We start from the raw sequence: 24,893 nt of genomic DNA, 5'->3' as shown, positions 1-24,893 counted from the left end.
GCGAACACACATACACGGAAGGCGAGAGCCCATGACGCCCCCGCACAACTACCTCGCCGTTATCAAGGTCGTCGGCATCGGCGGCGGCGGTGTGAATGCGGTCAACCGCATGATCGAGCAGGGACTCAAGGGAGTCGAGTTCATCGCGGTCAACACCGACGCCCAGGCCCTGCTGATGTCCGACGCCGACGTCAAGCTCGACGTCGGACGCGAACTGACCCGCGGTCTCGGCGCGGGCGCGGACCCGGAGGTCGGCCGCAAGGCCGCCGAGGACCACAAGGACGAGATCGAGGAGGTCCTCAAGGGGGCCGACATGGTGTTCGTCACCGCCGGTGAGGGCGGCGGCACCGGCACCGGCGGAGCCCCCGTCGTCGCCTCGATCGCCCGCAAGCTCGGCGCCCTGACCGTCGGCGTCGTCACCCGGCCGTTCTCGTTCGAGGGCAAGCGCCGCGGCAGCCAGGCCGACAACGGGATCCAGGCGTTGCGCGAGTCCTGCGACACCCTGATCGTCATCCCCAACGACCGGCTGCTGCAGCTCGGCGACGCCGCGGTGTCGCTGATGGACGCGTTCCGCTCCGCCGACGAGGTGCTCCTCAACGGCGTTCAGGGCATCACCGACCTGATCACCACCCCCGGCCTGATCAACGTCGACTTCGCCGACGTCAAGGGCGTCATGTCCGGCGCGGGCAGCGCGCTGATGGGCATCGGCTCCGCCCGCGGCGACGGCCGTGCGATCCAGGCCGCGGAGACCGCGATCAACTCGCCGCTGCTCGAGGCGTCGATGGAGGGTGCCCGCGGCGTGCTGCTGTCGATCGCGGGCGGCTCGGATCTCGGCCTGTTCGAGATCAACGAGGCGGCCTCGCTGGTCCAGGAGGCCGCGCACATCGACGCGAACATCATCTTCGGCACCGTCATCGACGATTCACTCGGCGACGAGGTCCGGGTCACGGTCATCGCGGCGGGCTTCGACGGAGGTGCCCCGGTGCGCCGTCCCGACGCGCCGCCGCAGCAGGCGCAGCAGCCCGCGGGGCGCGGCACCATCGGCGTCGCCAGGGCCGGCGAGATCGGCCGGTCCCCGGCGGCGGCCGAGGAGCCCGCGCAGCCGGCGCAGGCACCCCAGCACAGTGCGGAGGTGCGGGAGCCGCGGCGCGAACCGGCGACCGGTGCACTGCCGCCGATCCCGGTCGGCGCCACCGCCCGCGCGGTCCCGGTGGACGAGGACGGCGACGACGACGTCGACGTGCCCGACTTCATGCGCCGGTGACGGCCGCACCCGTGACGTCCTCGGTTCGGGTCCGCCGCGTCGTCACCTCGCGGACCGGCGGGGTGTCGGCGGCGCCGTACGACTCGTTCAACCTCGGCGACCACGTCGGGGACGATCCCGCTGCCGTCGACGCCAACCGGCGTCGGCTGGCCGCCGGGATCGGGCTGCCCTACGAGCGGCTGGTCTGGATGGAGCAGATCCACAGCCGGAACGTCGCCGTCGTGTCCGGACCGGTCGATGCGCCGGTCGAGGCGACCGACGCGCTGGTCACCACCGAACGCAACCTGGCGCTGGTGGTCCTCACCGCCGACTGTGTGCCGTTGCTGCTGTCCGACGACGAGGCGGGCGTGATCGCGGCGGTGCACGCGGGCCGGGTGGGTGCCCGGATCGGGATCGTGCCCCGGGTGCTCGACGAGATGGTCGCCAACGGCGCCGAACTGTCCCGGATCGGGGCGTTCTTCGGGCCGTCCGCGAGCGGACGCCAGTACGAGGTGCCCGCCGCGATGCGGGCCGATGTGGAGGCGCACCTTCCCGGCAGCGCAACCACCACCGACCGCGGCACCCCCGGCCTGGACCTGCGGGCCGGGCTGCGCAGGCAGCTGCTCGAGGCCGGGGTCGGCGGCGTCGCGGAGGACCCGCGCTGCACCATCGAGGACCGGACGCTGTTCAGCTACCGCCGCTCCGGGGTGACCGGGCGGATCGGCGGCGTGATCTGGATGGAGTCGATCGACGGTGAGTGACGGTCACCCGGCCCCGCCGGGCCGCGGCGATGCCATCGCGGCCGCCCTGACCTCCGTGCGGGACCGCCTCACCCGGGCCGCGCTCGCCGCGGGCCGGGCCCCGGATGCGGTGCAGTTGCTGCCGGTCACCAAATTTTTCCCCGCGTCGGACGCCCGGATCCTGTACGACCTCGGCTGCCGCGAATTCGGGGAGTCCCGGGAACAGGAGGCCACCGCGAAGGTGGCCGACCTGGCCGACCTCACCGATGCCCGATGGCACATGATCGGCAGCGTGCAGCGGAACAAGGCGCGGGCCGTCGCCCGCTGGGCGCACGCGGTGCACTCCGTGGACAGCCCCCGGCTGGTGGACGCGCTCGCCGCGGCGTCGACCGCGGCGCTGGAGGCGGGGGACCGGTCGGCGCCGCTGCTGGTGCTGCTGCAGGTGAGCATCGACGGCGACATCCACCGCGGCGGCGTTCCGCTGGAGGAGCTGCCCGCGCTGGCCGAACGGGCCGCAGCCGCACCGGGTCTCGTGTTGGCCGGATTGATGGCGGTCCCGCCGCTGGGCGCCGACCCGGACCGGTCTTTCGCTACACTCGCGGCCGCCCACCACGACGTGTTGCGTGACCATCCGGACGCGCGCATGTTGTCGGCCGGGATGACCGCAGACCTCGAGAGTGCGGTCCGACACGGATCGACGTGCGTGCGTGTCGGAACCGCCCTGTTGGGTTCGAGGCCGATAGCCTCGAAATGAACTGATCGGCGTCCCGACCGATTATCCGCCGCGCCAAGGAAGGTCGATCGATGAGCACTCTGCACAAGTTCAAGGCTTACTTCGGCATGGTTCCGCTCGAGGACTACGAGGACGACTACCTCGACGAGCCCCGTCGAGCCCCGCGAAGCCGCTACGAGGACGGCGTCGACGGCGGGTACGACGATGCGGGCTACGGCGGACGGGACGACCTCGACGACCGGCAGCCCGCTCCCCGTCGGATGGAGCCGCTGCCGCCGCGCACGTCGCGGCCCGCCCCCTCCCAGGGCGTCGGAACCCGGCCCGCGGCGACCCACGGTTCGCTCGCGGTCAACACCCAGCCGCGGATCGAGAGCAGGCGCGCCCCGATGTTCGACGAGGGCGGTCCGCTGTCGAAGATCACCACGCTGCGCCCACGGGACTACGGCGAGGCCCGCATCATCGGGGAACGGTTCCGTGACGGCACGCCGGTGATCATGGACCTGGTCGAGATGAGCAACGCCGACGCCAAGCGGCTCGTCGACTTCGCCGCCGGCCTCGCGTTCGCGCTGCGCGGCTCGTTCGACAAGGTGGCAACGAAGGTGTTCCTGCTCTCACCGGCGGACATCGACGTGTCCGCGGAGGAACGTCGCCGGATCGCCGAGAACGGTTTCTACAATCAGAAATAGCCAGGTGCCGCCGGGTCCCGGCGGCGCGAGGACCACGGGTGCGACCGGTGTTCACCGGTCGCACCCGGTTGTCGGTGGCCCGGCCGCGAGTGGCCCGATTGTGACCGGGCCCGGCACGTCAGGCAGAGTGGTGGAGTGCCCTTGTTCGCGGTGATCTACTTCGTGCTGTTCGTGTTCTGGCTGCTTCTCATCGGCCGAATCATCGTCGAGTTCATCCGAACGTTCGCGCGGGACTGGCGGCCGACAGGCTTTGTCGTCGTCGTTCTCGAGGCGATTTTCACGGTCACGGATCCGCCGATCAAGTTGCTCCGGCGACTCATCCCGTCGATTTCGCTCGGCGGGATTCGGTTGGACCTGTCAATCATGGTCTTGCTGTTCATCGTGTTCATCCTGATGCAAGTCACTCAGGGACTTGCCGCATGACGTGCACGAATCGGGGACTGGCGCTGACCGCGGGTCGGGTGTGAAACAATGACCCGCAGTTACAACGTGAATACGTGGTCCTGCAGTGGATGCGCCATAACTGAATGCTTGCTTGACCGCCAACAGATGCGCGAAGGGATCCTTCCATGCCGCTGACACCAGCTGATGTTCACAACGTCGCGTTCAGCAAGCCTCCAATCGGGAAGCGTGGCTACAACGAGGACGAGGTCGATGCCTTCCTCGACCTGGTCGAGCAGGAGCTCGCCCGCCTGATCGAGGAGAACGCGGACCTCCGCCAGCGTGTCGGTGAACTCGATCAGGAGCTCGCGGATGCCAAGAAGGCGCCGCGCCCCGTTGCCGCGGCCGCGCCCGCGCCGACCCCTCCGCCTGCCCCCGCCCCGGCACCCGCGCCGGTCGTCGAGCCGCCGAAGCCGGTGGCACCGGCCCCCGCGCCGGCTCCGGCCCGGGCCGGAGCCGCCGAGGAGGCCAACCTCCAGGCCGCGAAGATCCTCGGCCTCGCCCAGGAGATGGCGGACCGCCTCACCGGCGACGCCAAGAACGAATCCGAGCAGCTCGTGTCAAGCGCCCGCTCGAACTCCGAGCAGCTCGTCAGCGACGCCCGCAGCCGGTCGGAGACGATGGTCGCCGAGGCCAAGCAGAAGTCCGAGGCGCTGCTGTCCGACGCGCAGACCCGCTCGGAGACGCAGCTGCGTCAGGCCAAGGAGAAGGCCGACGCCCTGCAGGCGGACGCCGAGAAGAAGCACACCGAGATCATGGCGACCATCAACCAGCAGCGCAGCGTGCTGGAGGAGCGGATCGAGCGCCTCAAGACGTTCGAGCGCGAGTACCGGGTGCGGCTGAAGTCGTACCTGGAGTCGCAGCTCGAGGAGCTCGAGCAGCGCGGGTCCGCGGTCCCGGTCGACGGCGGCCAGGATGCCTTCGGGTCCGAGGGCTCGAAGTCGTTCGCCAAAGGGAACAGCTGACCCGGCGCCGAGAGGGCCGTGGTCGTGACGGCTCGTGGCAGGGGGCTCTAGATGCTGGTGCTGACCCTGGCGATGGCCGCGGTGGGGTTCGCCCTACTGGTCATCGCGCTGATGACCGGTTCGGTGGTCTGGGCCTGGGGCTGCATCGTGGTCTGCGTCGTCGGTGCGGTGTTGCTGCTCGTGAGTTCGCTCCGGGGCAACACCGCACCGGGCGGTGCGCCCGGCGGCCGCGACCGGGGCGCCGGGACGGACGGCGCAACGAGGAACGAATTTGACGGGTCCGACTAGAATCGGCCCATGACATCCGCCCGGACCTCATCGGGCGGTGGCAGACGGCGTTGATCCGGCCATCACCGGGGAGTCTTCGGAAGAACGGCGCAGCGCCACCCCGAACCGGGTGGCGCGGGTGCCAAGTAGAACCGAACGGGTTCGGCCCGTCACAGCCGAGCTTATGAGTGGTCCGGATGTGGCGGCAGGTCGCCCGTCCGGGCAAGCGGGGTGGTACCGCGGCCACGGCGCACCGGCGCCCGAGTCGTCCCCGTGCCAGAGTGACAGGCACAGGGAGCACCACAGTGAGCGAGACCTATCCACGCGTCGACCTGACCGCAGGGACGGCCGGTGCCGGCGTGAACTTCCCGGAACTCGAGCAGCGGGTCCTCGCCGCGTGGGACGCCGACGACACCTTCCGGGCCTCGATCGAGAACCGGGACGGCGCCGACGAATTCGTGTTCTACGACGGCCCGCCGTTCGCCAACGGTTTGCCGCACTACGGGCACCTGCTCACCGGGTACGTCAAGGACCTGATCCCGCGCTACCAGACGATGCGCGGCAGGAAGGTCGAACGCCGCTTCGGCTGGGACTGCCACGGCCTGCCCGCCGAGCTGGAGGCCGAGAAGCAGCTCGGCATCAAGGACAAGTCGCAGATCGACGCGATGGGCCTCGCCGAGTTCAACGCGTACTGCAAGCAGTCCGTGCTCCGGTACACCGACGAGTGGCGCGACTACGTGACCCGGCAGGCGCGCTGGGTCGACTTCGACAACGACTACAAGACCCTTGACCTCGACTTCATGGAGTCGGTCATGTGGGCGTTCAAGGAGCTGTACGACAAGGGCCTGATCTACCAGGGCTTCCGGGTGCTGCCGTACAGCTGGTACGAGCAGACGCCGCTGTCGAACCAGGAGACCCGGCTCGACGACGCATACAAGATGCGTCAGGATCCGGCCGTCACGGTCGACATGGTGATCAACGCCGAAGGGTCCCCGCTGGACGGCGCCAACGCGCTGATCTGGACCACCACGCCCTGGACGCTGCCGTCCAACCTGGCGATCGCGGTGCACCCGGACGTCGACTACGTGCATGTCAGGGCGAGCGCAGCGACGGGGGATGTGCTGGCGGGCCAGGACGACCCCACCTACCTGCTCGCGGCGGCCCGCGTCGGTCACTACGCCCGCGAGCTCGGCGAGTCCCCCGAGGTGCTCGGCGAGTACACGGGCGCCGACCTGGTCGGCCTGACCTACACGCCGCCGTTCGACTTCTTCCACGGCCCCGGCAAGGGGCACGAGAACGCGCACCGGGTGCTGTCCGCCGACTACGTCACCACCGACTCCGGCACCGGAATCGTCCACCTCGCACCGGCGTTCGGTGAGGAGGACATGGACGTCGCGACCGCGAACGGCATCGAGATCGTGCAGCCGCTCGATGCGGGCGGCAAGTTCACCGCGATGGTGCCGCCGTACCAGGGCCTGCAGGTGTTCGACGCGAACCCGGTCATCATCAAGGACCTCAAGGCGGCCGGAAAGCTGTTGCGGCACGAGACGATCGAGCACTCGTACCCGCATTCCTGGCGGTCCGGTCAGCCGCTGATCTACATGGCAGTGCCGTCGTGGTTCGTCGCGGTCACCACGTTCCGGGACCGGATGGTCGAGCTGAACCAGGACATCACCTGGGTGCCCGAGCACATCAAGGACGGGCAGTTCGGCAAGTGGCTCGAAGGGGCCCGGGACTGGAACATCAGCCGGAACCGCTACTGGGGCAGCCCGATCCCGGTGTGGATCTCCGACGACCCGGCCTATCCGCGGGTCGACGTGTACGGTTCACTCGACCAGCTTGAGGCCGATTTCGGGGTGCGCCCGACCGACCTGCACCGGCCGATGATCGACGAGCTGACCCGCCCGAACCCGGACGACCCGACCGGGAAGTCCACGATGCGCCGGGTTCCCGAGGTGCTGGACTGCTGGTTCGAGTCCGGGTCGATGCCGTACGCGCAGGTGCACTTCCCGTTCGAGAACCAGGACTGGTTCCAGTCGCACAATCCGGGCGATTTCATCGTCGAGTACAACGGTCAGACCCGCGGCTGGTTCTACACCCTGCACGTGCTCTCGACCGCGCTGTTCGATCGGCCCGCCTTCAAAACCGTTGCCGCGCACGGCATCGTGCTCGGCGACGACGGCCTCAAGATGAGCAAGTCGAAGGGCAACTACCCGGACGTGAAGGAGGTGTTCGACCGGGACGGCTCCGACGCGATGCGCTGGTTCCTGATGTCGTCGCCGATCCTGCGCGGCGGCAACCTGGTCGTCACCGAGCAGGGCATCCGCGAGGGTGTCCGGCAGGCGCTGCTGCCGCTGTGGAACTCGTGGAGCTTCCTGCAGCTGTACGCCTCGAAGCCCGGCACCTGGCGGACCGATTCGACGAACGTGCTCGACCGCTACATCCTCGCGAAGCTCGCCGCGACGCGGACCGCGATGACCGAGGCCCTCGAGGTCAACGACATCGCCGGTGCATGCGACGAGCTGCGGCTGTTCTGCGACGCCCTGACCAACTGGTACGTGCGACGCTCACGCAACCGGTTCTGGGACGAGGACCGGGACGCGATCGACACCCTGCACACGGTGCTGGAGGTGACCTGCCGGCTGGCGGCACCGCTGCTGCCGCTGGCCACCGAGGTGATCTGGCGGGGCCTGACCGGCGGCCGCTCGGTACACCTGACCGACTGGCCTGCCGCGACGGAACTGGTGCCGGACGTCGAGCTGGTGGAGTCGATGGACGAGGTGCGCAACGTCTGCTCGACCGTCCTCGGCCTGCGCAAGGCGCAGAACCTGCGGGTGCGGCTGCCGCTGCCGGAGGTCACCGTCGCCGCCGCGGACGCCGAGCGGCTGCGGCCCTACCTCGGCATCATCGCCGACGAGGTCAACGTCAAGAACGTCGACCTGACCGGCGACGTCGACGCGCACGGACGGTTCGAGCTCGTCGTCAACGCGCGGGCCGCCGGGCCGCGGCTCGGCAAGGACGTGCAGACCGTCATCAAGGCGGTCAAGGCGGGCGACTGGACCGAGGTCGACGGGGTGGTCACGGTGTGGCCGGGTCGCTCCGCGGGCTCCGCGCCGGACGACTCCGGCATCGCGCTGCTGCCGTCCGAGTACACCCAACGTCTGGTCGCCGCCGAACCGGAGTCGACGGCGGCGCTGCCCGCCAACGCCGGTCTGGTGGTGCTGAACTCGGCAGTCACCGAGGAGTTGGAGGCCGAGGGCTGGGCGAAGGACCGGATCCGGGAACTGCAGGACGCGCGCCGCGCCGCCGGCCTCGAGGTGTCGGACCGGATCGTCGTGACCCTGCAGGTCCCGGCCGAGCGGGCGGCGTGGGCGCAGCGGCACCGCGACCTGATCGCCGGCGAGATCCTGGCCACGACACTGGAGCTGGGCACCGTCGGCGCCGGTGCCGTCGACCTCGGTGAGGGTGTCCGGGCGGTCATCGCGAAGGCCTGAGATGAGCCGGCCGCTCACGCAGTGTCGCTGGGTGCTGCACCTGGACATGGATGCGTTCTTCGCGTCCGTGGAGCAGCTGACCCGCCCAACGCTGCGTGGGCGGCCGGTCCTCGTCGGCGGCCTCGGCGGCCGCGGCGTCGTCGCGGGCGCCAGCTACGAGGCCCGCGCGTACGGCGCCCGGTCGGCGATGCCGATGCATCAGGCGCGACGCCTCGTCGGGGTCGGTGCGGTGGTGCTGCCCCCGCGTGGGGCGCTGTACTCGGCGGTCAGCGCGACCGTGTTCGATACCCTCCGCACCCGGATGCCGGTCCTGGAGATGCTGTCGCTGGACGAGGCGTTCGGTGAGCCACCGGAACTGGTCGGGGCCGATCCGCGCGAGGTGCTGGAGTTTGCGGAGGGGTTGCGGGCGCTGATTCGGGAGAGCACCGGGCTGGTCGCATCGATCGGCGCCGGGTCGGGCAAGCAGATCGCGAAGATCGCGTCCGGCCTCGCGAAACCGGACGGGGTGCGGGTGGTGACGGCCGACGAGCAGCCGGACCTGTTCGAGGCGCTGCCGGTGCGTCGGCTGTGGGGGATCGGGCCGGTCGCGGAGGCGAAGCTGCGCAGGCTCGGCATCGAGACCATCGGCCAGTTCGCCGCGACCAGCGCCACTGAGGTCGTGACCCTGCTCGGCGCGACGGTCGGCCCGAGCCTGCACCGCCTCGCCCGCGGCATCGACGACCGTCCGGTCACCGAGCGGGCCGACGCGAAGCAGATCAGCGCCGAAACCACGTTCGCCGCCGACCTGGTCACCCTCGACCAGGTGCGGGCCGCGGTGGAGCGGACCGGCGGGCACGCCCACACGCGGCTGCTGCGGGACGGTCGCGCCGCGCGGACGGTGGTGCTCAAGCTGCGGAAGGCGGACATGACGATCGTGACGCGGTCGGCGACGCTGCCGTATGCGACGACCGATCGGCAGACGCTGATCGCGGCCGCGCACCGGCAGCTGATCGACCCCCGCGAGCTCGGCGCCATCCGACTGGTCGGGGTCTCGCTCGGCGGGCTGACGGCGTCCGCGCAGGGCTCCCTGTTCCCCGACCTTGATCACGGGGACACGATCGGCGCGGATGTGAATCCGGACACAGTGGAAATTCCCGACCCGGCGCGGAGCAGCCCGGCTGGGCCCGGGTCGCGGTGGCGTCCCGGGCAGGACGTGCGGCACGACGTGCACGGTCACGGCTGGGTGCAGGGGTGCGGGCACGGCGTGGTGACGGTGCGGTTCGAGACCCGGTCGACGGGCCCCGGACCGGCGCGCACCTTCGCGGACGACGACGGGCAGCTCGGCAACGCCGACCCCGCGGACAGCCTTCGTTAAGGAACCCCTTATTTTTTCCGTGTTGACTAAGGTGACACGTGCTCGCGCGACGGGGTCGGCAACGACGGCCGTCCGGCGCGCGCCGGGACGCACACACGACGCAAGTTCCAACAACGACGTAAGGACATGCATTGATGCTCCGTAAGACTCTCGTGGCCGGTGTCGCGGTCGCGGCCGCCCTCACGCTCGGCGCCTGCAGCTCCGACGGTGGCGACGACACGGCCGCCGCCACCACCACCAAGACCACCTCCGCTGTCGCCGAGCCGACCGGCATCGACAGCCCGCCCGCGCCGACCGCCGCCGAGCTGAACGCGATGCTGGCCAAGGGCCTCGACCCGGCGACCCCGGTCGAGGAGAAGGTCACCCTGGTTCAGGACGGTCAGGCCGATCCCGGCCTGTTCGATCAGGTCGCCGCCGCCGCGAAGCAGAACAACGCCACCGTCACCGTCGTCGACCCGATCCTCGACAACGGCGACGGCACCCTGACCGCCACCGTGAACCTCGACATCGGCGGCCAGGTCAACCCCGGCACCGCCACCTTCGTCGTCGAGAACGGCAAGTGGGTGCTGTCGAAGGAGTACGCCTGCAACATGATCAAGCTGGCGAACCTGACCTCCCCGGCCTGCGTCTAGAAGCGCGAAGCGCACGAACGGCCGGCACCCCGGAACGACGGGGTGCCGGCCGTTCGTGCGCTCCGCGCCCGTGCGCGATTTTCACCCCGATGGGGGTGCGCATCACTCACGGTTGCGGGGTGCGGAGCCTTTCGACGGCCGTGCGTGCGAGGTCCGTCAGCACGGACGGCTCGATCGGCTGTTGTCCGGTCGCGGTGACCTGCACGAGGGTGCCTCCGACGACCGCGAGGACGGTGTCGGAGATCATCGTGAACCCGTCGCTGCTGGTCTCCAGGCGCACCGCGACGGACGCGTCCCCGACGGTCGGCTGGTCGAGACCGCCGAGCCGGTACTGCACGGCGACCCCGTCGGCGTCGGTGCCCGCATACTCGGCGCAGGCGGCGAACGTGGCCTGAACGGTGCCGAAGGCCTGCGCGGCCCCGATACCGGAATAGCTGGCCGCGTCGGTGTCCACGCTGCTGAAGGCGGGGCCCGCGAACCTGGCCGCCGCGTGGGCGGCCGCGCCGGGCACCTGATCGGCGATCGGGGCGAGCACCGCCGCGCACTCCCGCGGGTCTGTCGAGGACCGGTCCGGCTGCGGATCCTCCGATGCGGGTGGCAGACCGAGATCGGTGACGGGGTCGGGCAGCGCCGCGAACCCGGCGGGCAGGTCCGCGACCGTCAGCAGTGCGGCCGGCAACCGGGCCGGGTCCAGGGTCGGCGCGTCCGCGGGTGCGGCGGGCGCCGCGACGGTCGTCACCGCGGGCAGGGCCGCATCCCGGTCATCGCCACCGCAGCCGGTGAGCACCGCAGCCGACCCGATCAGGGCGGCGACCGCGCCGGCGGGCATCCGCCGGGTCACGGCCGCGACCACCGGACGCTGTTGGTGGTGGCCTGCCGCAGCCGGGTGGTGCTGTTCGGGTCCGTGTACGTCTGCTCGCCGCTGAGGGTCACCGACCCGTCCACGGGGAGCGGGGCGGCGAGATCGATCACCAGGGTTCCGGTGCCCGCCATCGTGAAGGTGTCGATGCTGAGGGTGCCGGTGTCGCCGGGCAGATCCCAGACCGGGGACTCCGGCGTCTGGGTGACGGAGAGGTCCACGGTGAGACGGTCGCCGTCGCGGGCCCGCAGCGTCGCGGTGGTGACCTGGTTCAGGACCATCCCGCTCATCACCTGCTGTCGCATCGTCCACACCGCGCCGACCCCGATCTCGGCGTCCGGGAAGGTCACCCCGCGGTACACGGCCTGATAGAACGCCTGCTCGATCGCCGACCGCGCGATGTCGCGGGAGTCGGCGTCCGGGGTGATCCGCAGCGCGGTGACGGCACCGGACGGCTGAACGGTCAGACCCGCTTCGGAGCCGGCGGATGACGCCAGCGCGTCCTGCAGCACGACGTCCGGCGAGCTCAGCTCGCCGAGCGTGAGGTCGACGGTGAGCGCCGGATCGGCCGGACCGGTGACCACCGCGGTCAGCGGCATCGTCACCGCCGGGGTGGACAGGTCCTGCTGCGGCTGGTCGGCGATCTGCTGATAGATGTCGGAACGGGTCGTCATCACCGCCCGCTGCTCGGCGCCCGGCGCCGGGCGGAGCTGGACCCGCTGCCGGGGTTCCGCGCCCGCGTCGACGACCGCGGTGCTGATCGCGGAGATCGGGACGGTGGTCTCCTTCGTGGTGACGGTCGCCGCGGGTGCGGCCCCGTCGTTGCTGCTGCAGGCGGCGGCGACGGCGACCGCGGCGAGGGCCGCGGTGACCCGCCCGGCCCGATTCGAGAACTCTGACACCCGTCCAGGTTAGCCACGCGCCGGCGGTACGAGCCCGCAGCGGACGGTGCCTGCAGGCCCCGGCCGTGCGGTGAGGGATGATGGCGGGGTGAGTGAAGCGGAGAAAGGGGTGAACCCCACACCCGACGGCGCGGCGGTCTCGGACCGGGACGCGTCGGGTCATCCATTGCGGATGCGTCTGTTGATCGTGATCGCGGCCGTCGTCCTTGCCATGGACCTCGCGACCAAGATCGCCGCCGTGCACTTCATCGAACCGGGCAATCCGATTCGGATCATCGGCGACGTGGTCACCCTGAAACTGATCCGCAACCCGGGCGCGGCGTTCTCGATGGCGACCGGCATGACGTGGCTGCTGACCCTGGTCGCGGTCGCCGTCGTGATCGGCGTGATCAAGATCGGGCGCACCCTGCGGTCACCGTGGTGGGCGCTCGGTCTCGGCCTCGTCCTCGGCGGCGCGCTGGGCAACCTGATCGACCGGTTGTTCCGGTCGCCGGGCCCGCTGCAGGGGCACGTCGTCGATTTCGTGTCCGTCGGCTGGTGGCCGGTGTTCAACGTCGCCGACTCGGGGGTGGTGTGCGGGGCGATCCTGCTGGTGCTGCTGACCCTGTTCGGGATCAACCCGGACGGCACCCGCGGTGACGGCGCCACCGACACCGACCCTGCCACCGACACCGACCCCGCCACCGACACGACGGTGGACCGGCCCAGCGAGAAGGAGTCCTGATGCGCGAGACGCGGTCGATGCCCGTGCCGGACGGACTGGAGGGGATGCGGGTGGACGCGGGTCTGGCGCGACTGCTCGGCCTGTCCCGGACCACGGTGGCGACACTGACCGACGAGGGGTCGGTCCTGATCGATGGGAGCGCGGCGGGCAAGTCGGATCGGCTGCCGTCCGGTGCCTGGCTGGAGGTGATGCTGCCGGAGCCGGAGCGTCCGCTGACGGTGGAGGCGCAGCCGGTTGAGGGGATGGACATCCTGTACGCCGACGACGACGTCGTCGCCGTCGACAAGCCGGTCGGGGTCGCCGCGCACGCCAGCGTCGGCTGGACCGGCCCGACCGTCGTCGGTGGCCTGGCCGCCGCCGGATTCCGCATCTCGACGTCCGGCGCGCACGAGCGGCAGGGCATCGTCCACCGGCTCGACGTCGGCACCTCCGGCGTGATGGTCGTCGCGACGAGCGAGCGCGCGTACACCGTGCTCAAGCGGGCATTCAAGCAGCGCACCATCGACAAGCGCTACCACGCGCTGGTGCAGGGGCACCCGGATCCGTCCAGCGGCACCATCGACGCACCGATCGGCAGGCATCGGGGCAGCGACTGGCGGTTCGCGGTCACCGCCGACGGCAAGCCCTCGATCACCCACTACGACACGGTCGAGGCGTTCCAGGCGGCGAGCCTGCTCGACATCCACCTGGAGACCGGTCGCACCCACCAGATCCGGGTGCATTTCTCGGCGCTGCGGCACCCGTGCTGCGGCGACCTCACCTACGGCGCCGACCCGCGGCTGGCGGAGCGGCTTGGGCTGGAGCGGCAGTGGCTGCACGCCAGGTCGCTCGGGTTCGCGCACCCGGCGGACGGCCGGTGGGTGGAGATCACCAGCGACTATCCGAAGGACCTGCAGCACGCACTGGACGTCCTGCGGAGTGCCTGATCGGATCGGCGCCGCGATCACCGCGGTGTGCGCGGCGGGCCTCGCCGCGACGGTCGTTGCGCTCGGGGTGGCGAATCCGCCGACCCCGCGGACCGTCGGGACCGACGTTCTCGGCCCCGACCCCGGCGAGCAGGTCGCCGGCTACCTGACGCGGGCCGCGGACTCCGTCGCCGCGGCCGGACCCGACGTCCGCTGGGCGCTGGTCTCGTTCGACACCGAGGTCACCGCGAGCGGGGCGCAGGCGCTGCTCGGGGACGTCGGCGCATCCCAACTGTGGTTTCGGGTGCCGATCGACCGGGTGCAGACGCCGATCGTCGCGGTGGGGGTTGCCGGGGCGGCGTCCGTCGCCCGTGCCCCCGGGTACGCGGCCGCGCGGGTGGCGGGTGCGGCGTCGACCGACGACCGGGCTGGCCGGATCGCCGCGGTGTCGGCGTCCCGGTTGGCCGGGGACTGCGCGTGCGTGGTCGCCGCGACGGTCCGGGCGCCGCAGGACGATCTCTTGGCGCTCGCCGCGGGCGAGGGCGTCCGGGCGGTGGAGGCGCTGCCCGCGGACGCCGTGTTCGGGCGGTTCGCGGTCCGCCCGCTGCTCCCCGGGCAGTCCGGGACGGTGGCGCCCGGCCCCGACGACGGCGCGGTGCCCGAGCGGTGACCAGGGCGGGCGGCCCGCCGAGCGCCAGCTGAATGGGGGTTCATGCGTCATTCGTCGGCGCCGGGTGACACATGAACCCCCATTCAACGCGGTGCCGGGCCGCGCGGCGGGCGGACCCGTCGGACCGACCCCCTACACTCGGTGCGTGGCTGACTCCTTCGTCCATCTTCACAATCACACCGAGTACTCGATGCTCGACGGCGCGGCGAAGGTCGGACCGCTGTTCAAGGAGGCCGAGCGGCTCGGGATGACGGCGGTCGGGATGACCGACCACGGCAACATGTACGGCGCAAGCGAGTTCTACAACGTTGCGAAGAAGCAGGGCATCAAGCCGATCATCGGCATCGAGGCGTACATCGCTCCGGAGTCCCGGTTCAACACCAAGCGCGTCAAGTGGGGCGATCCCAGCCAGAAGTCCGACGACGTGTCCGGCTCCGGCGCCTACACCCACATGACGATGGTCGCGGAGAACGCGACCGGTCTGCGGAACCTGTTCAAGCTGTCCTCGCGGGCCTCGATCGAGGGGCAGCTCGGCAAGTGGGCCCGGATGGACGAGGAGATCATCGCCGAGCACCACGAGGGGATCATCGCGACCACCGGCTGCCCGTCGGGGGAGATCCAGACCCGGCTGCGCCTCGGCCACGACCGGGAGGCCCTCGAGGCGGCCGCGAAGTGGCAGGAGATCTGGGGGAAGGACAACTTCTTCCTCGAGCTGATGGACCACGGCCTGTCCATCGAACGCCGGGTCCGGGAGGGTCTACTCGACATCGGCAAGCAGCTCGGGATCCCGCCGCTGGCGACCAACGACTGCCATTACGTCACCAAGGACGCCGCCGAGAACCACGAGGCGTTGCTGTGCATCCAGACCGGCAAGACGCTCTCGGACCCGACCCGGTTCAAGTTCGACGGCGACGGCTACTACCTCAAGTCCGCGGCGGAGATGCGGGCCATCTGGGACGACGAGGTGCCCGGCGCCTGCGACAGCAGCCTGCTGATCGCCGAGCGGGTGCAGTCCTACGACGACGTGTGGACGCACCGGGACCGGATGCCGATCTTCCCGGTTCCCGAGGGGCACACCCAGCAGTCGTTCCTGCACCACGAGGTGATGCGCGGGCTGCGTGAGCATCGGTTCCCGAACGGCCCGGTCCCGGACGAGTACGTCACCCGCGCCGAGTACGAGATCAGCGTGATCAACGAGATGGGTTTCCCCGCCTACTTCCTGGTGGTCGGCGACCTGATCAACCATGCCAAGGACGTCGGCATCCGGGTCGGCCCGGGCCGCGGCTCGGCCGCCGGGTCGCTGGTCGCGTACGCGATGGGCATCACCAACATCGACCCGATCCCGCACGGCCTGCTGTTCGAGCGGTTCCTGAACCCCGAGCGCGTCTCGATGCCCGATATCGACATCGACTTCGACGATCGCCGCCGCGGCGAGATGGTCCGCTACGCAACCGACAAGTGGGGCAGCGACAAGGTCGCGCAGGTCATCACGTTCGGCACCATCAAGACGAAGGCCGCGATCAAGGACTCGGCGCGGGTGCAGTTCGGGCAGCCCGGCTTCGCGATCGCCGACCAGATCACCAAGGCGCTGCCGCCGCCGATCATGGCGAAGGACATCTCGGTCTCGGGGATCACCGACCCGGAGCACGAGCGGTACAAGGAGGCCGTCGAGGTCCGGGCGCTGATCGAGTCCAACCCGGACGTCGCGAAGATCTACCAGACCGCGAAGGGTCTCGAGGGGCTGATCCGCAACGCGGGCGTGCACGCGTGCGCGGTGATCATGTCCTGTGAGCCGCTCACGGACGCGATCCCGGTGTGGAAGCGGGCGCAGGACGGCGCGATCATCACCGGCTGGGACTACCCGTCGTGCGAGGCCATCGGCCTGCTGAAGATGGACTTCCTCGGCCTGCGGAACCTGACGGTCCTCGGTGACGCGATCGAGAACCTGAAGGCGAACCGCGGCATCGACATCGACCTGGACGCGCTGCCGCTCGACGACCCGGCCACCTACGAGCTGCTCGCGCGCGGCGACACCCTCGGGGTGTTCCAGCTCGACGGCACCGCGATGCGCAGCCTGCTCAAGCTGATGAAGCCGACCGGCTTCGAGGACATCGTCGCCGTGCTCGCGCTGTACCGGCCGGGGCCGATGGGCGTGAACGCGCACACCGACTACGCGAAACGCAAGAACGGCCTGCAGGAGGTCAAGCCGATCCACCCGGAGCTCGAGGAGCCGCTGCGGGAGATCCTCAAGGAGACCTTCGGCCTGATCGTGTACCAGGAGCAGATCATGCAGATCGCGCAGAAGGTGGCCGGGTACTCACTCGGCCAGGCCGACCTGCTGCGCCGCGCGATGGGCAAGAAGAAGAAGGAGATCCTCGACGAGGCGTACGGCGGCTTCCAGCAGGGCATGCTCGACAACGGCTTCACCCAGCCCGCGATCACCGCGCTGTGGGACACCGTCCTGCCGTTCGCCGGCTACGCATTCAACAAGTCGCACGCCGCCGGGTACGGCCTCGTCTCGTTCTGGACCGCGTACTTCAAGGCCAACTACCCGGCCGAGTACATGGCCGCGCTGCTCACCTCCGTCGGCGACGACAAGGACAAGTCGGCGATCTACCTGGCGGACTGCCGCGCGATGGGCATCACGGTGCTGCCGCCGGACGTCAACGAATCGGTGGTGAACTTCGCGTCGGTCGGCGAGGACATCCGGTTCGGGATGGGCGCGGTCCGCAACGTCGGCGCCAACGTGGTGGAGTCGATCATCTCGGCCCGCACCGAGAAGGGAAAGTACACCGACTTCTCCGACTACCTGAACAAGATCGACGCGCAGGCGTGCAGCAAGAAGGTCACCGAGTCGCTGGTCAAGGCGGGCGCGTTCGATTCCCTCGACCATCCGCGCAAGGGCCTGTTCCTGGTGCACACCGACGCGATCGACGCGGTGATGGGCACCAAGAAGGCGGAGGCGGTCGGCCAGTTCGACCTGTTCGGCGGTGCCGACGCGGACGAGTCGATCGCGTCGGTGTTCAACGTGAAGGTGCCCGACGAGGAGTGGGACACCAAGCACAAGCTGGCCCTCGAGCGGGAGATGCTGGGCCTGTACGTGTCCGGGCATCCGCTCGACGGGGTCGAGCACGTGATCGCCGCGCAGACCGACACCCCGATCGCCGCGATCCTCGAGGGACAGGCAGGCGACGGCGCGCAGGTCACCGTCGGCGGCATCCTGGCGTCGGTGACCCGTCGGATCAACAAGAACGGATTGACCTGGGCGGCAACCGAACTCGAGGGTGTCGGCGGTGCATCGGTGGAGGTGATCTTCTTCCCGCAGGCCTACTCGGTGTACGGGATGGACATCGCCGAGGACTCGGTGGTGCTGGTCAAGGGTCGCGTCAACGTTCGCGACGAGCGGGTCTCGATCATCGCGAACGACCTTGCCGTTCCGGATCTCTCGGCGATCGGGGTCGCGAAGCCGCTCGCGGTGAGCCTGCCGACGCGGCTGTGCACCCCGGACAAGGTGGGGGCGCTCAAGCAGGTGCTCACCCGGCACCCCGGCACCTCCGACGTGCACCTGCGGTTGGTCAGCGGAACGCAGATCACGATGCTTAAGCTCGACGACGGCCTGCGGGTCGAACCGTCCTCGGCGTTGATGGGTGACCTGAAGGCGCTGCTCGGCCCGAGTTGCCTGAGCAGCTGAGCCGGACCGTCAGGGCACGACGAGGCCGCCGAACCCGCGGCTGACCAGGATCTGGTATCCGCCTGCCGGCGGCTGCGCGCCGACATCCGCGGTGGCGACCACGGCGCCGCTGCCGGTGACCGCCGTCGCCGGGGCGTAGCGGCAGCGGTCGGCCAGCGGCACGGGTCGGCGGTAGTCGGGCGGCACCACGTGCAGCACGGTGCTGCCCGCCGCGCCGGTCGTCAGGTTCCGCCAGTTCACGGACACATCGAGGCAGCCGAGCGTTCCGGTCCACCACCGGGTCGGGGGCGTCGTCGCGAAGGTCACGGTGCCCGGTGCGGTCGGGGTGGCCGTCGGGGTCACGGTCGTCAACGGCGGCACCGAATAGCAGGGGAAGATGTTGCTCAGGCATCCGGAGAGGTACCCGACCGGCGTCGGGAACACAGTGGTGACCGGCGGTGGCGGCGGACCCGCTGCCGCGGCGGCCACCGGGCCGAGCGGGAGGGCGAGTGCGGTTGCGGACACCGCGGCCCGTCCGAGTGAGCGGCCGATCGATGCACGGCGCATGGCCTGACCTCCGGTGATGGCGCGGCCCCGACCCTGCCGATGTCTCACGCTACTCGCGCGATGCCGATCGCGCGGGGCTCGCGCCCGCCGGGGTCAGCGCATCCGCGGGTGATCCCAGTACATGCCGCCGCCGTCGGAGATCACCACGGCAGCGACGATCACGTACACGATCACGAACAGCAGCAGCAGTCCGCCGAACAGCCACAACGAGATCTGGCCGAGCCTGCGGGCCCGCTCGGACGCATCCTGCGCCGCCTTCGGATCCCCGCTCGCCCACCGCGGGTACACCTCGGCGGCGTGCGTGAACGCGGAGAAGGCCAGCGGCCAGAAGAACACCAACGCCGCGACCGCCCACCCCACGTTGCTCGGGGGTCGCGGCGGGTAGGCGGCAGCGCCGGGTGTGGCGGGCGGTGGTTCGGGTGACGACGGTGCGGTGCCGGGTGAATCGGTCGGAGTGGTCATGACGACTCCCGTCGATGGGGGACACCCACCACGGTACGACCGGAATCGGACGGGTGGGGTGGCCCACCGGACGATCCGCGGGCGGTCAGCCCCCGACGGTGGCCCAGTGTCGTCGCCGCACCCACCACACGACGACGGTGGCGCCGGCGGCGACGAGGACCGCGGGTTGCATCGCCTGCACGACGATGAGGACGGTGAGGAAGACCAGGACGCCGACCACCAGGGCCTCAAGCTTGTACAGCGGCCATGCGGTACCGGCGATGTCGAGCGTGTCGCCGGGGTGCGACAGGCGAGTGTGGTCGACGGTGGTCATGGGTTCAGGCTACCGGCGTCGAAGAGTTCGGTCCACCCAACAATTGTCTTGGCGCCGGTGACCTTCCTCTCGTGCTGCGGCCGCAGCGGCGTCGGTGTTCACTGGTGCCATGCCACTGACCGGAGAGTACGAACCCAGCCCCAGCAAGTGGGCCGCGGACCAGGCGGACCTGTACGAGAGCTCGGGCGGAACAAAGGGCACCACCATGAACGGCATGTCGGTGGTGCTGCTCACCACCCGCGGCGCCCGGACCGGGAAGCTGCGCAAGACACCGCTGATGCGCGTGGAACACGGCGGCGAGTACGCGATCGTCGCCTCGCTCGGCGGGGCCCCGAAGAACCCGGTCTGGTACCACAACGTCGTCGCGGACCCGCACGTCGAGCTGCAGGACGGCCCGGTCAAACGGGACATGACCGCCCGCGAGGTCACCGGCGACGAGAAGCAGGTGTGGTGGGACCGGGCGGTCGCGGCGTTCCCGGACTACGCCGACTACCAGCGGAAGACCGATCGGCAGATCCCGGTGTTCGTCCTCACCGCGCAGTAGCGGGCCCGGCATCGTCCGACCCGACCCAGCATCGGAGGTCGTCATGGCGTCAGGAACCGTCGCCGACCAGCTCGTCGCCCAACTGGTCGACGCGGGTGTGCGCCGCATCTACGGCATCGTCGGCGACAGCCTGAACCCGATCGTCGATGCCGTCCGCCGCACCGGAGGGGCTGCGGCGGGCGGCATCGACTGGATCCACGTCCGGCACGAGGAGGCGGCGGCGTTCGCGGCGTCCGCGGACGCGCAGGTGACGGGGGAGCTCGCGGTGTGCGCGGGCTCCTGCGGGCCGGGCAACCTGCACCTGATCAACGGTCTTTACGACGCGAACCGGTCCGGTGCGCCGGTCCTCGCGATCGCCTCGCACATCCCGAGCACCCAGATCGGCACCGGCTACTTCCAGGAGACTCACCCGGACCGGCTGTTCGTCGAGTGTTCGGTGTACGCCGAACTCGTCAGCTCCCCGGCGCAGGCGCCGCGGGTGGTGCACACCGCGATGCGGCACGCGCTCGCCGGGCCGGGTGTCGCGGTGATCACGCTGCCCGGCGATGTCGCGGACCGGCCCGCCGAGGGAACGCCCCCCACGCTGGTTCGGACCCGGCCGCCCGCGCTGGTCCCGGATGCCGGGGACGTCGCCGCCCTCGCCGACGCGATCAACGCCGCGCAGCGGGTGGCGATCTTCGCCGGGGCCGGGGTGCGTGACGCCCGCGACGAGGTCCTCGCGCTCGCCGAGCGGATCGGTGCGCCGATCGGGCACACCCTGCGCGGCAAGGAGTGGATCCAGTACGACAACCCGTTCGACGTCGGGATGACCGGGCTGCTCGGCTACGGCGCGGCGCACGACGGCATGCACGACGCCGACCTGCTGCTGCTGATCGGCACCGACTTCCCGTACGACCAGTTCCTGCCCGACGACGTTCGCACCGCTCAGATCGACAGTGACGCGGCGAAACTCGGGCGCCGCACCGGTCTGGACATCGCGGTGCACGGCGACACGGCCAGCACGCTGCGTGCGGTGGCGCCGCTGATCGAGCGCGCACCGGACCGCGCGTTCCTCGATGCGCAGCTGACGCGGCACCGCACGCTGATGGACCGGGTGGTCGGCGCCTACACCGGGGACGTGAGGCAGCGCAGGCCGATTCACCCCGAGTACGCGGCGGCACTGCTCGACGACCTCGCCGCGCCGGACGCGGTGATCACCGCGGACACCGGCATGTGCAACGTGTGGACCGCCCGCTACCTGAACCCGAACGGGCAGCGGCGGTTCCTGTCGTCGGCGCTGCACGGGTCGATGGCGAACGCGCTGCCGCACGCGCTCGGCGCCCAGGTGGCCTGCCCGGGGCGGCAGGTGATCTCGGTGTCCGGCGACGGTGGGTTGTCGATGCTGTTGGGGGAGTTGATCACCGTTGCGGCGACCCGTCTCCCGGTCAAGGTGGTGGTGTTCGACAACTCGACGCTCGGCATGGTGAAGCTGGAGATGCTCGTCGACGGCCTGCCGGACTTCGGTGTCGACGTGCCCGGTGTCGACTACGCGGCGGTCGCGTCGGCGCTCGGGTTGTTCGCGCGCCGGGTCGAGGATCCCGCGGACGTCGAGGCCGGACTGCGGGCCGTCCTCGACCACGACGGCCCCGCCTTGCTCGACATCGTCACCGACCCGATGGCGCTGTCGCTGCCGCCGTCGATCAGTGCCGGTCAGGTGCGGGGTTTCGCGCTGGCGATGTCGAAGATGGTGATGAACGGCGGCGTCGGCGAGGCCGTGAAGATGGCGAAGTCGAATCTGCGCAACATTCCCCGGCCGTCGCAGTTCGGGTAGGGCGCGGCCCGGGTGACCCGGACGGCCCGTGAGGTGGCAACATGGACGGGTGTCGAACACCCGGGAATGTGCTGATGTGAAGGCCGCGCTGCTCGACGCGCGCGAGATCGATGCCGCCGCGACGCGAATTTCCGGAGTCGTCGAGGCGACCCCGCTGCAGTTCTGCCCCCGATTGTCCGCCGACACCGGCGCGCGGGTGTACCTCAAGCGGGAGGACCTTCAGGTGGTCCGTTCGTTCAAGATCCGCGGCGCCTACAACCTGATCGTGCAGCTCAGCGACGAGGAACGGGCCGCGGGCGTGGTGTGCGCGAGCGCGGGCAACCACGCGCAGGGCGTGGCGTTCGCGTGCCGCAGCATGGGCATCCGGGGCCGGATCTACGTCCCGTCGAACACGCCGCGGCAGAAGCGGGACCGGATCCTCGCGCACGGCGCCGGGTTCGTGGAACTGATCGCGACCGGCGAGACCTACGACGCGGCGGCGGAGGCGGCCGCGGACGACGCCCGCCGCACCGGGGCGACGATGGTCCCGCCGTTCGACGATCCGCGGACCGCGGCAGGTCAGGGCACGATCGCCGCGGAGATCCTGGACCAGCTTGGCGAGGAGCCGGGCACCGTGATCGTGCCGGTCGGCGGCGGCGGCCTGATCGCGGGCATCGCGACGTACCTGCACGAGCGGTCGCCCGCGACCGCGATCGTCGGGGTCGAGCCGAGCGGCGCCGCGTCGATGACCGCGGCGCTGGTCGCAGGCGCGCCGGTGACGCTGCCGGAGATCGACCCGTTCGTGGACGGGACCGCGGTCCGCCGGATCGGTGACCTGCCGTATGCGGTGCTGTCCGGGCTCGGGGTCGAGGTGGTCTCGCACAGTTCGCTGCCGCTGGTCACGCGCACCGCAGCGGGAGCGGGCAACGTCACGATGACGCACGCCGACGAGGGCGCGGTGTGCACGGCGCTGCTCGGGCTCTACCAGAACGAGGGGGTCATCGCGGAGCCGTCGGGTGCGCTGTCGGTGGCCGCGCTCGCGGACCTGCGCGTCGAGCCCGGTTCGACGGTGGTGTGCCTGATCTCGGGCGGCAACAACGACGTGTCCCGCTACGGGGAGATCCTCGAACGGTCCCTCGTCCACCTCGGCCTCAAGCACTACTTTCTGGTCAACTTCCCGCAGGAGCCGGGCGCGCTGCGACGGTTCCTCGGGGAGGTCCTCGGGCCGGAGGACGACATCACCCTGTTCGAGTACGTCAAGCGCAACAACCGGGAGACCGGGACCGCGCTGGTCGGCATCGAACTCGGGTCCGCCGACGGGATCAACGGCCTGCTCGAGCGGATGGCGGCCTCGCCGATGAAGGTCGAGCAGCTCGAACCGGGCTCGCCCGCCTACCGCTACCTGATCTGATCGGCGGCCGCGCGGCGAGCGGCCGCACCCCCGCCGTGACAGGGTGATTCCATGAGCCAATTCGACGAACTCCTCGCCGCCGTTCCCACGGGACTGTGGATCGACGGCTCGCCGGTGGCCGCGGTGCGGGGCGGCACGTTCGAGGTACACGACCCGGCGACGGGGACGGTCCTCACCGAGGTCGCCGACGCGACGGCCGAGGACGCGCTGCGTGCCCTCGACACCGCCAGCCGTGCGCGGCGTGAGTGGGCCGCGACCGCCCCCCGGGAGCGCGCCGAGATCCTCCGCGCCGCATGGCAACTCGTCACCGACCGGGCCGAGGACTTCGCCCTGCTGATGACCCTCGAAATGGGCAAGACGCTGGCCGAGAGTCGCGGCGAGGTTGCCTACGGGGCGGAATTCCTGCGCTGGTTCAGTGAGGAGGCGCCGCGGATCCAGGGCCGCTACACCACCGCGCCGTCCGGCAACGGCCGGATCCTGGTGACCAAGGCGCCGGTCGGGCCGTGCCTGGCGATCACGCCGTGGAACTTCCCGCTGGCGATGGGCACCCGCAAGATCGGTCCCGCGCTCGCGGCCGGCTGCACGATGCTCGTCAAACCGGCCTCGGAAACCCCGCTGACGATGCTGCTGCTGGCCCGGGTGTTCGCCGACGCCGGGCTGCCCGCCGGTGTGCTGTCGGTGCTGCCGACCTCCGACGCCGCCGCGGTCAGCGGTCCGCTGCTTGCGGATCCGCGGCTGCGGAAGGTGACGTTCACCGGCTCGACGGGGGTCGGGAAGACGCTGCTCGAGCAGTCCGCCGGGCAGGTGCTGCGGACGTCGATGGAGCTCGGCGGCAACGCGCCGTTCGTGGTGTTCGACGATGCGGATGTCGACGCCGCCGTCGAGGGGGCGATGGCCGCGAAGATGCGCAACGGCGGCGAGGCGTGCACGGCAGCGAACCGGCTGATCGTCGCCAACGCGGTGCGGGAGGAGTTCACCGCGAAGCTCACCGACCGGATCGCGGCGTTGACCGTCGGGCCGGGCTACCGGGACGGCAGCGACATCGGGCCGCTGATCAACGAGAAGCAGCGCACCAGCGTCACCGACCTGGTCGACGACGCGGTCGCGGCGGGCGCCCGGATCCGGACGGGCGGCGGACCGGTGGACGGGCCCGGCTGGTTCTACCGGCCGACCGTCCTCGACAACGTGCCCGCCGACGCCCGGATCGTGGCCGAGGAGATCTTCGGGCCGGTGGCGGCGATCACCGGGTTCGACACCGAGGACGAGGCCGTCGCTGCGGCGAACGGCACCGAGTTCGGGTTGGCCGCCTACATTTACACGCGGTCGCTGGACCGCTCCCTGCGGGTCGCGGACGCCCTCGAGGCGGGCATGGTCGGCGTCAACCGGGGTGTGATCTCCGACCCGGCAGCCCCGTTCGGCGGCGTCAAGCAGTCCGGGCTCGGCAGCGAGGGCGGCACCGAGGGGATCGAGGAGTATCTCGAGACGAAATACGTTGCGCTGGAACTCTGACCGACGTTGAACT

General features: G+C 70.7%; 23 protein-coding genes. 18 read left to right on the top strand and 5 right to left on the bottom strand.

Going from position 1 to position 24,893, the window contains the following annotated elements:
- The first annotated feature begins 31 nt into the window (after positions 1–31).
- The 10 genes from ftsZ (at position 32) to ACWF62_RS13090 (ending at position 10,555) form a co-directional block, all read left to right on the top strand.
- Positions 32–1,264, top strand: a complete 1,233-nt coding sequence (gene ftsZ, locus ACWF62_RS13135; protein WP_378507891.1) for a cell division protein FtsZ — start codon at positions 32–34, stop codon at positions 1,262–1,264.
- Positions 1,261–2,004: a peptidoglycan editing factor PgeF gene (pgeF, locus tag ACWF62_RS13130; RefSeq protein ID WP_452630264.1), complete on the top strand. Its 744-nt coding sequence runs from the start codon at positions 1,261–1,263 to the stop codon at positions 2,002–2,004. Before ftsZ ends, pgeF begins: the two co-directional genes overlap by 4 nt.
- The gene (locus ACWF62_RS13125; RefSeq protein WP_452630263.1) at positions 1,997–2,737 is read left to right on the top strand and encodes a YggS family pyridoxal phosphate-dependent enzyme; all 741 of its coding nucleotides are present in this window, start codon (positions 1,997–1,999) and stop codon (positions 2,735–2,737) included. Before pgeF ends, ACWF62_RS13125 begins: the two co-directional genes overlap by 8 nt.
- Before the next feature lie 50 nt (positions 2,738–2,787).
- Positions 2,788–3,402: a cell division protein SepF gene (locus ACWF62_RS13120; protein WP_378507888.1), complete on the top strand. Its 615-nt coding sequence runs from the start codon at positions 2,788–2,790 to the stop codon at positions 3,400–3,402.
- A 135-nt stretch (positions 3,403–3,537) separates the two neighbouring features.
- The gene (locus ACWF62_RS13115) at positions 3,538–3,825 is read left to right on the top strand and encodes a YggT family protein (protein ID WP_378507887.1); all 288 of its coding nucleotides are present in this window, start codon (positions 3,538–3,540) and stop codon (positions 3,823–3,825) included.
- A 146-nt stretch (positions 3,826–3,971) separates the two neighbouring features.
- On the top strand, positions 3,972–4,808 hold the full coding sequence (wag31, locus tag ACWF62_RS13110; RefSeq protein ID WP_378507886.1) for a DivIVA-like cell division protein Wag31: 837 nt from the start codon (positions 3,972–3,974) through the stop codon (positions 4,806–4,808).
- 51 nt (positions 4,809–4,859) lie between these two features.
- On the top strand, positions 4,860–5,096 hold the full coding sequence (locus ACWF62_RS13105; RefSeq protein ID WP_378507885.1) for a hypothetical protein: 237 nt from the start codon (positions 4,860–4,862) through the stop codon (positions 5,094–5,096).
- A 176-nt stretch (positions 5,097–5,272) separates the two neighbouring features.
- On the top strand, positions 5,273–8,569 hold the full coding sequence (ileS, locus tag ACWF62_RS13100) for an isoleucine--tRNA ligase (RefSeq protein WP_452630262.1): 3,297 nt from the start codon (positions 5,273–5,275) through the stop codon (positions 8,567–8,569).
- 1 nt (position 8,570) lies between these two features.
- Entirely contained in the window at positions 8,571–9,923 is a 1,353-nt protein-coding gene (locus ACWF62_RS13095; protein WP_378507883.1) for a DNA polymerase IV, read from the top strand.
- A gap of 134 nt (positions 9,924–10,057) precedes the next feature.
- Positions 10,058–10,555 carry a hypothetical protein gene (locus ACWF62_RS13090; RefSeq protein ID WP_378507882.1) on the top strand — a complete coding sequence of 166 codons (498 nt, stop codon included), beginning with the start codon at positions 10,058–10,060 and terminating at the stop codon, positions 10,553–10,555.
- Positions 10,556–10,661: 106 nt separating this feature from the next.
- Here ACWF62_RS13090 and ACWF62_RS13085 read toward each other — a convergent pair whose 3' ends face one another.
- Entirely contained in the window at positions 10,662–11,384 is a 723-nt protein-coding gene (locus ACWF62_RS13085) for a sensor domain-containing protein (protein WP_452630274.1), read from the bottom strand.
- Between the two features lie 8 nt (positions 11,385–11,392).
- Positions 11,393–12,316 (bottom strand): hypothetical protein, encoded by a 924-nt coding sequence (locus ACWF62_RS13080; RefSeq protein WP_378507881.1) that lies wholly within the window; start codon positions 12,314–12,316, stop codon positions 11,393–11,395.
- A 172-nt stretch (positions 12,317–12,488) separates the two neighbouring features.
- On the opposite strand from ACWF62_RS13080, the gene lspA reads away from it, so the two are divergent.
- The 4 genes from lspA to dnaE all read left to right on the top strand — a co-directional run bounded on the left by lspA (position 12,489) and on the right by dnaE (position 18,306).
- Complete coding sequence (gene lspA / locus ACWF62_RS13075; protein WP_452630272.1) at positions 12,489–13,040, top strand: signal peptidase II; 552 nt, start codon at positions 12,489–12,491, stop codon at positions 13,038–13,040.
- Positions 13,040–13,966 carry an RluA family pseudouridine synthase gene (locus tag ACWF62_RS13070; RefSeq protein WP_378507880.1) on the top strand — a complete coding sequence of 309 codons (927 nt, stop codon included), beginning with the start codon at positions 13,040–13,042 and terminating at the stop codon, positions 13,964–13,966. Before lspA ends, ACWF62_RS13070 begins: the two co-directional genes overlap by 1 nt.
- Entirely contained in the window at positions 13,959–14,615 is a 657-nt protein-coding gene (locus tag ACWF62_RS13065) for a hypothetical protein (RefSeq protein ID WP_452630261.1), read from the top strand. The genes ACWF62_RS13070 and ACWF62_RS13065 overlap by 8 nt, the downstream gene beginning before the upstream one ends.
- Before the next feature lie 145 nt (positions 14,616–14,760).
- Complete coding sequence (gene dnaE / locus ACWF62_RS13060) at positions 14,761–18,306, top strand: DNA polymerase III subunit alpha (protein WP_452630260.1); 3,546 nt, start codon at positions 14,761–14,763, stop codon at positions 18,304–18,306.
- A gap of 9 nt (positions 18,307–18,315) precedes the next feature.
- On the opposite strand, the gene ACWF62_RS13055 is transcribed toward dnaE, so the two are convergent.
- The 3 genes from ACWF62_RS13055 to ACWF62_RS13045 all read right to left on the bottom strand — a co-directional run bounded on the left by ACWF62_RS13055 (position 18,316) and on the right by ACWF62_RS13045 (position 19,627).
- Positions 18,316–18,852: a hypothetical protein gene (locus tag ACWF62_RS13055; protein WP_378507877.1), complete on the bottom strand. Its 537-nt coding sequence runs from the start codon at positions 18,850–18,852 to the stop codon at positions 18,316–18,318.
- A 93-nt stretch (positions 18,853–18,945) separates the two neighbouring features.
- Complete coding sequence (locus tag ACWF62_RS13050) at positions 18,946–19,314, bottom strand: CD225/dispanin family protein (RefSeq protein ID WP_452630259.1); 369 nt, start codon at positions 19,312–19,314, stop codon at positions 18,946–18,948.
- Between the two features lie 85 nt (positions 19,315–19,399).
- Entirely contained in the window at positions 19,400–19,627 is a 228-nt protein-coding gene (locus ACWF62_RS13045; protein ID WP_452630257.1) for a hypothetical protein, read from the bottom strand.
- Positions 19,628–19,736: 109 nt separating this feature from the next.
- Between ACWF62_RS13045 and ACWF62_RS13040 the strand changes: the two genes are divergently transcribed.
- The 4 genes from ACWF62_RS13040 (at position 19,737) to ACWF62_RS13025 (ending at position 24,880) form a co-directional block, all read left to right on the top strand.
- The gene (locus ACWF62_RS13040) at positions 19,737–20,171 is read left to right on the top strand and encodes a nitroreductase family deazaflavin-dependent oxidoreductase (RefSeq protein ID WP_378507874.1); all 435 of its coding nucleotides are present in this window, start codon (positions 19,737–19,739) and stop codon (positions 20,169–20,171) included.
- Positions 20,172–20,214: 43 nt separating this feature from the next.
- Entirely contained in the window at positions 20,215–21,981 is a 1,767-nt protein-coding gene (locus ACWF62_RS13035; RefSeq protein WP_378507873.1) for a pyruvate dehydrogenase, read from the top strand.
- A 76-nt stretch (positions 21,982–22,057) separates the two neighbouring features.
- Entirely contained in the window at positions 22,058–23,371 is a 1,314-nt protein-coding gene (ilvA, locus tag ACWF62_RS13030) for a threonine ammonia-lyase IlvA (RefSeq protein ID WP_452630256.1), read from the top strand.
- A 51-nt stretch (positions 23,372–23,422) separates the two neighbouring features.
- Entirely contained in the window at positions 23,423–24,880 is a 1,458-nt protein-coding gene (locus ACWF62_RS13025) for an NAD-dependent succinate-semialdehyde dehydrogenase (protein ID WP_452630255.1), read from the top strand.
- The last annotated feature ends 13 nt before the right edge of the window (positions 24,881–24,893 follow it).

This window comes from Rhodococcus sp. NPDC054953, from assembly GCF_053609225.1.
The sequence above is the reverse complement of the archived record's forward strand: the minus strand, read 5'-3'. Positions and strand labels throughout refer to the sequence as shown.